The organism is Frankia sp. CgJB1 (assembly GCF_977947065.1).
The window spans coordinates 1-8629 of the sequence record NZ_CDWTNB010000170.1; the positions used below are offsets into that span (position 1 = coordinate 1).

Sequence of the window (8629 nt, forward strand, 5' to 3'; positions counted from 1 at the left end):
GGCCAGCCGAACCGGATGCCCGGTCGGCTCGGCTGATGCGATCGGAGCTTCGGGTATCGCGCTGTTCTTGTCGAAGCGGTGCCCGCGTGATGCGGCGGCACGGTTTCCGAGGGCGCGGGGCGGCTGTAGCACGGTCATCGGGTGGCACCTCTCCGGGGCAGGGTTTCGGTCTCCGGGTGAGCTGGTTGGTTCTGGCGGTGCGGTGCGGTAGCCCGTCGTCGCGATTTGGGCTGGTCAGGGCGATTTCGTCATCCGGCCCGGTTCCCGGGTCGGTTTCGGGCGCGGTTCCGTCTGGAACACCGTGTATTACCACGAAGGTGGCACGTGTGCTCAGTCGAGCAGCTGAACGGACTAGCTGAATGATAATACGCGCACCATTGGGGCTCGGTTGTCCGACGTGAACGAAGTGTGGTCTTTCGGGGGATTGTGCCGGATGACGCGCGGCGCACTACCCGTTCGCCGCGCGTTCCGGCACATTGGCCGCGTTCCGGCGCATTGGCAATGAAGCTCTGGTGGTCCGAGCGTGGTCGGGGAAATGGGCGTGGGGTCGTAAGAATTCGTAATGAAGTAATTAATGCAAGCCAATATGCGTCTTCGCAGGTCACGGGCTCGCGAGGACCCCGAAGTGAACAAGTTATTTCATTCCTAATCCTAAGGGCAAATTTAAGATACTTATGCCGTTGTATGAAATATGTCTGCTTTGGTGGGCCGCCGTCGGGGCCGCGGTCTGCCGTGCTCCGGGCTGATCGTGCCTCCCGACGGTCGTACGACGGTCGTACGGTGAACGGGTGAGCCTGTTCGACGCCGATCTCTCCGCTGCTGCCGGGGCTGGTGCCGGGGCGTCCGATGCGTCCGATGCGTCGGCAGCCGGGACGGCGTCCCGCTCCGCCTCGGGGTTCGCCGGTCCCCGGGATCAGCGTGGCAGCGGTCCGGGGGTGGACCGCGCGGCTCCGCTCGCCGCCCGGCTGCGGCCGCGGACCCTGGACGAGGTCGTGGGCCAGCGGCATCTGCTCGGACCGGGAAGCCCGCTGCGCCGGCTGGTCGAGGGGGGCGCAACGACCTCGGTCGTGCTGTGGGGACCGCCCGGCACCGGCAAGACCACGCTGGCGCACATCGTGTCGAGGGCGACCGGGCGACGCTTCCGGGAGCTGTCCGCGGTCACCGCCGGAGTGAAGGATGTCCGCGCCGTCATCGATGAGGCTCGCGAGACGCTGTCAACGTCTGGTGCGCGCACAGTGCTGTTCATCGACGAGGTGCACCGGTTCACCCGGACGCAGCAGGACGCGCTGCTGCCCTCGGTCGAGCGCGGCTGGGTCACTCTGGTCGCCGCCACCACCGAGAACCCCTTCTCCTCCGTGGTCAGCCCCCTGCTGTCCCGGTCGTTGCTGCTGACGCTGGAGCCGCTGACCAACGACGACATCCGCGGGGTGCTGGCCCGGGCGCTGCGCGACCCGCGTGGGTACGACGGGCGGCTGTCGGTGTCCGACGAAGCCCGCGAGCACGTGGTCCGCCTTGCCGGAGGTGATGCCCGCCGGGCCCTCACCAGCCTGGAGGCCGGGGTCGAGGCGCTGCTCGAAGCCCATGAGCTCGAATCCGGACCGGGCGGGAACGCCGGGGCGGGTGCAGACACCGAGGCGCTTGTCGACCCGCGGCCACGGCTCGATCTCGACCTGCTGGAGCGGGCCGTCAACCGGGCCGCAGTGCGCTACGACCGGTCCGGGGACCGGCACTACGATGTGATCAGTGCCTTCATCAAGTCGATGCGGGGCGGCGACGTCGACGCGGCCCTCCACTACCTCGCGCGGATGCTGGAGGCCGGCGAGGATCCCCGGTTCGTCGCTCGAAGGATGATCGTCCTTGCCAGTGAGGACATCGGCATGGCCGATCCGGGCGCGCTCGGTGTCGCGGTCGCGGCCAGCCAGGCGCTGGAGTTCGTCGGCCTGCCCGAGGCCCGCCTGGCGCTCGCGCAGGCGGTCATCCACCTGGCGCTGGCGCCCAAGTCGAACGCGGTGATCCGGGCGATCGACGCCGCCACCTCGGATGTTCGTGCCGGGCGGGCCGGGCCGGTGCCCGCGCAGCTGCGCGACGCCCACTACCGCGGCGCGCAGCGGGTCGGCCACGGCGCGGGCTACCTGTACCCGCACGACGCCCCCGGCAACGTCGTGCGTCAGCAGTACCCGCCGGACGGGCTGACCTCGACCTACTACTACCAGCCGAGCGGTAACGGCTTCGAGCGCCGCGCGGCCGATCGGGTCCGTGAGCTGCGTGGCGTCGTACGCGGTGACCCACCGCCGTCCCCGGGCTCGTCCCCACCGCCCTCTTCGCCGCCCTCCCCACCGTTCTCCTCGCCGTCCTGACTTCTCTCGTGGGGGCTACCCGTGGCCCCGGTAGCCGTCTCGGTAAGGTCACTCCAGGAGCGTCGGCTGGGTGGCGCCCGCGGCACGGCGGATCGAATCGGGTGGGTGGGACCGGCCCAACGACGATGGAGGCAGGAGCACATATGTCCGGTGGTGCGGTCGCGGGCCTGATCGCGTCGGGCGCGTTCGCGGTGCTCGTCCTCTTCGGCTGTTACGTCCTGCTCAAGCTCGGCAAGATCTTCGATGAGGCCGCGGCCCGGGTACGCCAGACCGGTCTCGCCCTCGACGAGGGAACCGCCCGGGTCCGGCAGGCCGGCGCGACGGTCGACGAGGTCAATCTGGCACTCTCGCACGTCAACAAAGAACTCGACCGGGTCGATGCGATTACGGCGAACGTGCAGTCGATCACGACCAACGTCTCCTCGCTGACATCGTTGTTCGCGGCGACGCTCGGCGGCCCGATGGTGCGTGTCGCGGCGTTCAGCTACGGCGTGCGCCAGGCGGCGGCCAAGCGGACCCGCTCGGAGGTCGAGTCCCGGGTGACGGCCCAGATGAAGGCCGAGAAGGCGGCGCGCCGGTCGGCCGGGCGTGGCGGCCTGCAGCCCGCGGGCGAGAAGACCCCGTCGGTGCCCACGGCCGCCGGCGCGGCGGGCGGGCGTAGGGGAGGCCGGTAGATGTCGAGGATCTTCTATCTCGCTTTCGGGGCGGCGGCCGGCGTCGTGGTGGTGCGCCAGGTGGCGAAGGCCGCAGCCTCCCTGACGCCGACGAGCCTGGCCGGCTCTCTCGTACAGTCGGTACAGGAGTTCCTCGCGGACGTGCGCGAGGCCGCGGCCGAGCGGGAGGAGGAGATCCGTGTCGCGCTCGGCCTCGACGGTGATCCGGACGAAGCAGATCGGGGCGACAAAGCGGACCGAGGCGATGCGGTCGGGGCTGCCCCGCCCCGGGACGCCGCAGCGCAGGCCGCCGGCTCCGGCGCGCCGCGCTACCCCGCTGACCTCGACGACGCTGAACGCACGATGCGGCTCGTCCCCGGCGCCCGGCGGCCCTGAGGACTCCCTCGCCCGCGGGCCGGGGGCACCTGCCCTCATCGCACAGCCCGGAAGGCGCGCCCGACCACAGCGCGCCACCCCGGGATGTCGAACCTCTTCCCACGAGTCTGGACGACGTGAACCCGATGGACACGGCCGAGATCCGTAGCCGCTTTCTCAACCACTTCGCCCGGCGCGGGCACACCGTCGTCCCGAGCGCCTCACTGGTCGCCCAGGATCCGACGTTGCTGCTGGTCAACGCCGGCATGGTGCCGTTTAAGCCCTATTTTCTCGGGGATCTCCCGGCGCCGTGGCCGCGGGCGACCAGCGTGCAGAAATGCGTGCGGACGGTCGACATCGAGAATGTCGGGCACACCGCGCGGCACGCCTCCTTCTTCCAGATGTGCGGCAACTTCTCGTTCGGCGACTATTTCAAGGCCGAGGCGATCCCGTTTGCCTTCGAGCTGCTCACCGAAGGGTTCGGCTTCAAGGCCGACGACCTGTGGGCGACGGTCTACCTCGACGACGACGAGGCCGGGGGGATCTGGCGCGAGCTGCTGCCCGCCGAGCGTATCCAGCGCCGTGGCAAGGAGGACAACTTCTGGTCGATGGGCGTGCCCGGGCCGTGCGGGCCGTGCAGCGAGATCTACTTCGACCGCGGCTCCGCCTACGGCCGCGAGGGCGGTCCGATCGCGGACGAGGAGCGCTACCTCGAGGTCTGGAACCTCGTCTTCATGCAGTACGAGCGGGGCGAGGGCGCCGGGTACGACTATCCGATCGAGCGTGAGCTGCCGGCCCGCAACATCGACACCGGGATGGGCCTGGAGCGGATGGCGACTATCCTCCAGGGTGTCGACAACCTCTACGAGATCGACATCTCCCGGCCGGTGCTCGACGCTGCCGGCCGGCTGACCGGGCGGCGCTACGGCGCGGACCCCGCCGACGACGTGCGGTTGCGAGTGATCGCCGACCACACCCGCACCGCCGCGATGCTGATCTCCGACGGCGTCGTCCCCTCCAACGAGGGGCGCGGCTACGTGCTGCGCCGCATGCTGCGCCGGGCGATCCGCAACGCCCGGCTGCTCGGCGCCCACGAGCCGGTGATGAGCGAGCTGTTCGCGGTCGTCGGCTCGGCGATGGGGACGATCTATCCCGAACTGGTCGACAACGCCGAGACGATCACCGGGGTCGCCGTCGCGGAGGAGCAGGCGTTCGCCGAGACGCTGCGCACCGGCACCACGATCTTCGACACCGCGGCGCGCCAGGCCCGATCCCTGGGCTCGACCATGCTGGGCGGCGAGGCGGCCTTCAAGCTGCACGACACCTACGGCTTCCCCATCGACCTGACGCTGGAGATGGCCGCTGAGGCGGGCCTGTCCGTCGACGAGGCGGGTTTCCACCGGCTGATGGACCGCCAGCGGCAGGCTGCGAAGGCGGACCGGGCCGCGCGGCGGATCGGCAACGTCGACCTGTCCGCGTTCCGGCCGATCCTGGCCCGTTCCGGCCCGACGACCTTCACCGGGTACGAGGAGCTCAGCCGGGCCTCCGGCGTGGTGGGCCTCATCGGCATCGCCGACGGCGCGGGGCTGGCGGCGGCGGGGGAGGGCACCGAGGTCGGGGTCGTGCTCGACGCGACCCCCTTCTACGCCGAGAGTGGCGGCCAGGAGCCCGACCTCGGTCGGCTGCGCTTCGACGGCGGCGAGGTCGAGGTGCTTGACGTCCAGCGGCCCGTGCCTGACCTGGTCCTACACCGGGTGCGGGTGCTCGGCGGCGAGCTGCGGCTTGGCGCGGAGGTGTTCGCGGAGGTGGATGCCGATCGTCGCCGCGCGGTGTCCCGGTCGCACACCGCCACCCATCTCGTGCACACCGCGTTCCGTCGCGCGCTGGGCGAGGGCGCGACCCAGGCCGGTTCGCTGAACTCCCCGGGCCGGCTGCGGTTCGACTTCCACGCCCTCGGCGCGGTGCCGCCGTCGGTGCTCGCCGACGTCGAGGACGAGATCAACGAGGTCGCCTTGCGTGACCTGCCGGTGCGGGCCTTCGTGACCACGCAGGAGGAGGCCCGCCGGCTCGGCGCGATGGCGCTGTTCGGCGAGAAGTACGGCGACGCCGTGCGGGTCGTCGATGTGGGCGACTACGCCCGCGAGCTGTGCGGTGGCACGCACGTCGCGAGCTCCGCGCAGCTTGGCGCGGTGAAGCTGCTGTCGGAGGCGTCGATCTCCGCGGGCACCCGCCGGGTCGAGGGGCTGGTTGGCCTCGACGCCTTCCGCTACCTGGCGCGCGAGCATCTCCTGGTGTCGCAGCTGTCCACCGCGCTGAAGGCCCGTCCGGACGAGCTGGTGGACCGGGTCACCGACATCGTCGGCCGGCTGCGCGACGCCGAGCGGGAGTTGGAACGACTGCGGGCCGCCGCGGTGCTCGCCGGGGCCGGGGCGCTGGCCGAGGGTGCCGAGGAGGTGGCTGGCGTCGCCGTGGTCACCGTCGAGGTGCCCGCCGGCACCGCCCCCGACGACGTGCGGCTGCTGGCGCTGGACGTGCGTGGGCGGCTGGCCGGGCGGCCCGCCGTCGTCGCCGTGGCCAAGGCCGACGGGTCGTCGATCGTTGTGGTGACCGACGACGCCGCGCGCGGCCGGGGGCTGTGCGCCGGTGACCTGGTGCGGCAGTCCTGGGCGAGCCTGGGTGGCAAGGGCGGCGGCAAGCCGGACGTGGCCCAGGGCGGCGGGGGGGACCCACAGCTGGTGCCGGCGGTGTTTGCCAGGCTGCGGGGGCTGGTGGCCGAGCACGCCTCGCGGTGAGCGGCTCGGGCTCCCGGCCCGGGGACTCCCGGCCCGGGGCTTCTCGGCCCGGGGTGCGGATCGGGGTCGACGTCGGCTCGGTGCGGGTCGGGGTCGCCGCTAGCGACCCCGGCGGCGTGCTCGCGGTTCCGGTGACTACCCTGGCCAGGGATAGACGGGGCAATGCGGACATCGATCGACTTGTCCTCATCGTCCGGGAGTGGCAGGCTGTAGAGGTCGTGGTCGGCCTGCCCAGACAGATGTCCGGGCAGGAAGGCCGGGCGGTCCGGCTGGTGCGGCAGTACGCCGAGGTACTCGCCGAGCGGATCGCACCCGTCCCCGTGCGTTTTGTGGACGAGCGGCTCACCACGGTTGCGGCTCATCGCAGGATGGCCGAGCGTGGCGTTCGTTCGCGTGCCCGCCGGAGTCTCGTGGATCAGGAGGCAGCCGTGCAGATCCTGCAGCACGACCTGGACAGCCGCCGGGGGAGCGGCGCGCCTGGCGCGATCGGGTGTGCCGCCCCGGTCATGGGTCCGGACGGCGTGGTCCGGGCTCCGGGAGACGACCTCCGGGCCCCGGGCGGTGCCGTCCCGCCGTCGGGCGAGAGGTGACCGGCGGCGACCTCGACGAGATACTCGACGAGGACCCCTACTCGCGTTGCCGTCGGGCCCGCCAGCGCAATGATCGTTACCTGGATGATCGTTACTCGGCTGATCGTTACGCCGACGATCAGTACCCGGACGACCGTGCCGGGGTCGACTGGGACCACCGCGCCTGGGACGACGGCGGCGGCTGGGACGAGCCCGATCCCGACGGCGGCCGGCGCGGTCGCGCGCTGCCGAAGCTCATCGCGGTGCTCGTCGTGGTCGCCGCCCTGCTGGGACTGGGGATCTACGGGGTGGGGAAGGTCGTCGGGCACATCTCGACCGGCGAGCCCGCCGACTACTCCGGCTCCGGCGAGGGCATCGCGGTGGTCCAGATCCCGGCCGGGGCGAGCACTCGCGAGATCGCCGGGGAGCTGCACGACGCGAACGTGACCGCGAGTGTCGCCGCGTTTGTCAAGGCCGCCGCCGCGAACCCGAAGTCGCTGGGCATCCAGCTGGGCACCTACCGTCTGCACACCAGGATGAGCGCCGCCGCGGCGCTCGAGGCCCTGCTCGACCCGGCCTCGTCCGCGCCGTTCAAGTTCGTCATCAAGGAGGGCATGACCGTCCGTGAGGTTCTCACGGCACTGCATGAACGCCTCCTGGGCACGTCGATGGCAGACCTGGAGGCGATCGCGAAGAACCCCACCCAGCTGGGCCTGCCGTCCTACGCGCCGCCGAACCTGCTGGAGGGCTATCTTTTCCCGTCCACCTACGACCTCGTGCCCGGGGCCACGCCCGAGCAGCTGCTGCGCTCCTTCGTCGACCGCTTCAAGCGGGAGACCGCGGCGATCGATCTGGAGGGCAGGGCCGCCGCGATCGGGGTCCTGCCGAAGGACATCGTCACCATCGCCTCGATCATCGAGAAGGAGGTGGCCAACCGCGACGAGGGTCCGAAGGTGGCCCGGGTGATCTACAATCGGCTCAAGGACACGTCGGGGAGATTCGGCCGGCTCGACATGGACTCGACCACTCGCTACGCCACGGACGGGTACGAGGGGCCGTTGACCAGGGAACAACTCTCTCAGAACAACCCGTACAACACACGGGCCGTGAAAGGGTTGCCGCCGGGCGCAATCTCCAACCCCGGCGTCTGGGCGCTGCGGTCGGCGCTGGAACCGGCCGACGGATCGTGGTTTTATTTCGTCTCCATGCCGCAGAGCAAGGTGACGGTCTTCGCCACCACGGAGCGGGAGTGGGAGCAGGCAGAGGCCCAGTACCGGCGTGAAGGGGGCCGTGAGTAGTGCGAGGGAAGCCGCGAGCATGAGGAGGGCCCGGTAGTGCCGGAGATCGTTCCCGCCGGCACGACCCCGGCCCGCAGCCGGCTCCCTGAGTGCCATCGTCGGCCCGTGGAACCGTCGGCGACCGTCGCGGCTACCGCGTCGTCGTCGAGCCCCGCCCGCGCCGCCGTGCTCGGGGCACCGGTGGGCCATTCGCTCTCCCCGGTGCTGCATGCCGCCGCCTACGCCAGGCTCGGTCTCGCGGTGACGTACACCGCCGTGCACTGCGACGAGACCGGGCTCGCCGCGATACTCACCCGGGTCCGCACGGATCCGGACTGGGTCGGGCTGTCCCTGACCATGCCGCTTAAGATCGTCGCGCTCGACCTGCTCGACGAGGTGGACGCGACGGCGGCGGTCATCGGCGCCGTCAACACGGTCGTCGTTGGGCCCGCCGGTCGGTTGCGTGGCTACAACACCGACGTGGACGGCATCAGCATGGCGCTGCGCCGGGTGATGCGTGGCGCGGTCCCGTGCCAGCCGCTCGTACTCGGTGCCGGTGGCACGGCCCGCGCCGCGGTCGCGGCGGTCGCCGCGGCGGGCTGCACC

7 protein-coding genes are annotated in these 8629 nt (G+C 71.2%); all 7 read left to right on the plus strand.

Features of this window, described 5'->3' with window-relative positions; translation table 11 throughout:
- Nucleotides 1-788: 788 nt before the first annotated feature.
- Nucleotides 789-2357, plus strand: a complete 1569-nt coding sequence (locus tag AC08OT_RS16560; RefSeq protein ID WP_476592712.1) for a replication-associated recombination protein A — start codon at nt 789-791, stop codon at nt 2355-2357.
- A gap of 143 nt (nt 2358-2500) precedes the next feature.
- The gene (locus AC08OT_RS16565) at nt 2501-3031 is read left to right on the plus strand and encodes a DUF948 domain-containing protein (protein WP_476592711.1); all 531 of its coding nucleotides are present in this window, start codon (nt 2501-2503) and stop codon (nt 3029-3031) included.
- A complete protein-coding gene (locus AC08OT_RS16570; protein ID WP_462186050.1) occupies nt 3032-3406 on the plus strand; it encodes a hypothetical protein in 375 nt (124 codons plus the stop codon). It abuts the gene before it with no gap.
- A gap of 125 nt (nt 3407-3531) precedes the next feature.
- Nucleotides 3532-6177, plus strand: a complete 2646-nt coding sequence (gene alaS / locus AC08OT_RS16575; RefSeq protein ID WP_476592715.1) for an alanine--tRNA ligase — start codon at nt 3532-3534, stop codon at nt 6175-6177.
- Nucleotides 6174-6767 carry a Holliday junction resolvase RuvX gene (gene ruvX / locus AC08OT_RS16580; protein ID WP_476592710.1) on the plus strand — a complete coding sequence of 198 codons (594 nt, stop codon included), beginning with the start codon at nt 6174-6176 and terminating at the stop codon, nt 6765-6767. Before alaS ends, ruvX begins: the two co-directional genes overlap by 4 nt.
- On the plus strand, nt 6764-8044 hold the full coding sequence (mltG, locus tag AC08OT_RS16585; protein WP_476592709.1) for an endolytic transglycosylase MltG: 1281 nt from the start codon (nt 6764-6766) through the stop codon (nt 8042-8044). Before ruvX ends, mltG begins: the two co-directional genes overlap by 4 nt.
- A gap of 36 nt (nt 8045-8080) precedes the next feature.
- A partial coding sequence (locus AC08OT_RS16590; RefSeq protein ID WP_476603009.1) for a shikimate dehydrogenase family protein occupies nt 8081-8629 on the plus strand: 549 nt, incomplete at its 3' end.

What these genes read in the sequence shown, in the direction of transcription:
- AC08OT_RS16565 (WP_476592711.1), top strand. Translation starts at nt 2,501, where the DNA reads ATGTCCGGTGGTGCGGTCGCGGGCCTGATCGCGTCGGGCGCGTTCGCG.
- AC08OT_RS16570 (WP_462186050.1), top strand. Translation starts at nt 3,032, where the DNA reads ATGTCGAGGATCTTCTATCTCGCTTTCGGGGCGGCGGCCGGCGTCGTG.
- alaS (WP_476592715.1), top strand. Translation starts at nt 3,532, where the DNA reads ATGGACACGGCCGAGATCCGTAGCCGCTTTCTCAACCACTTCGCCCGG.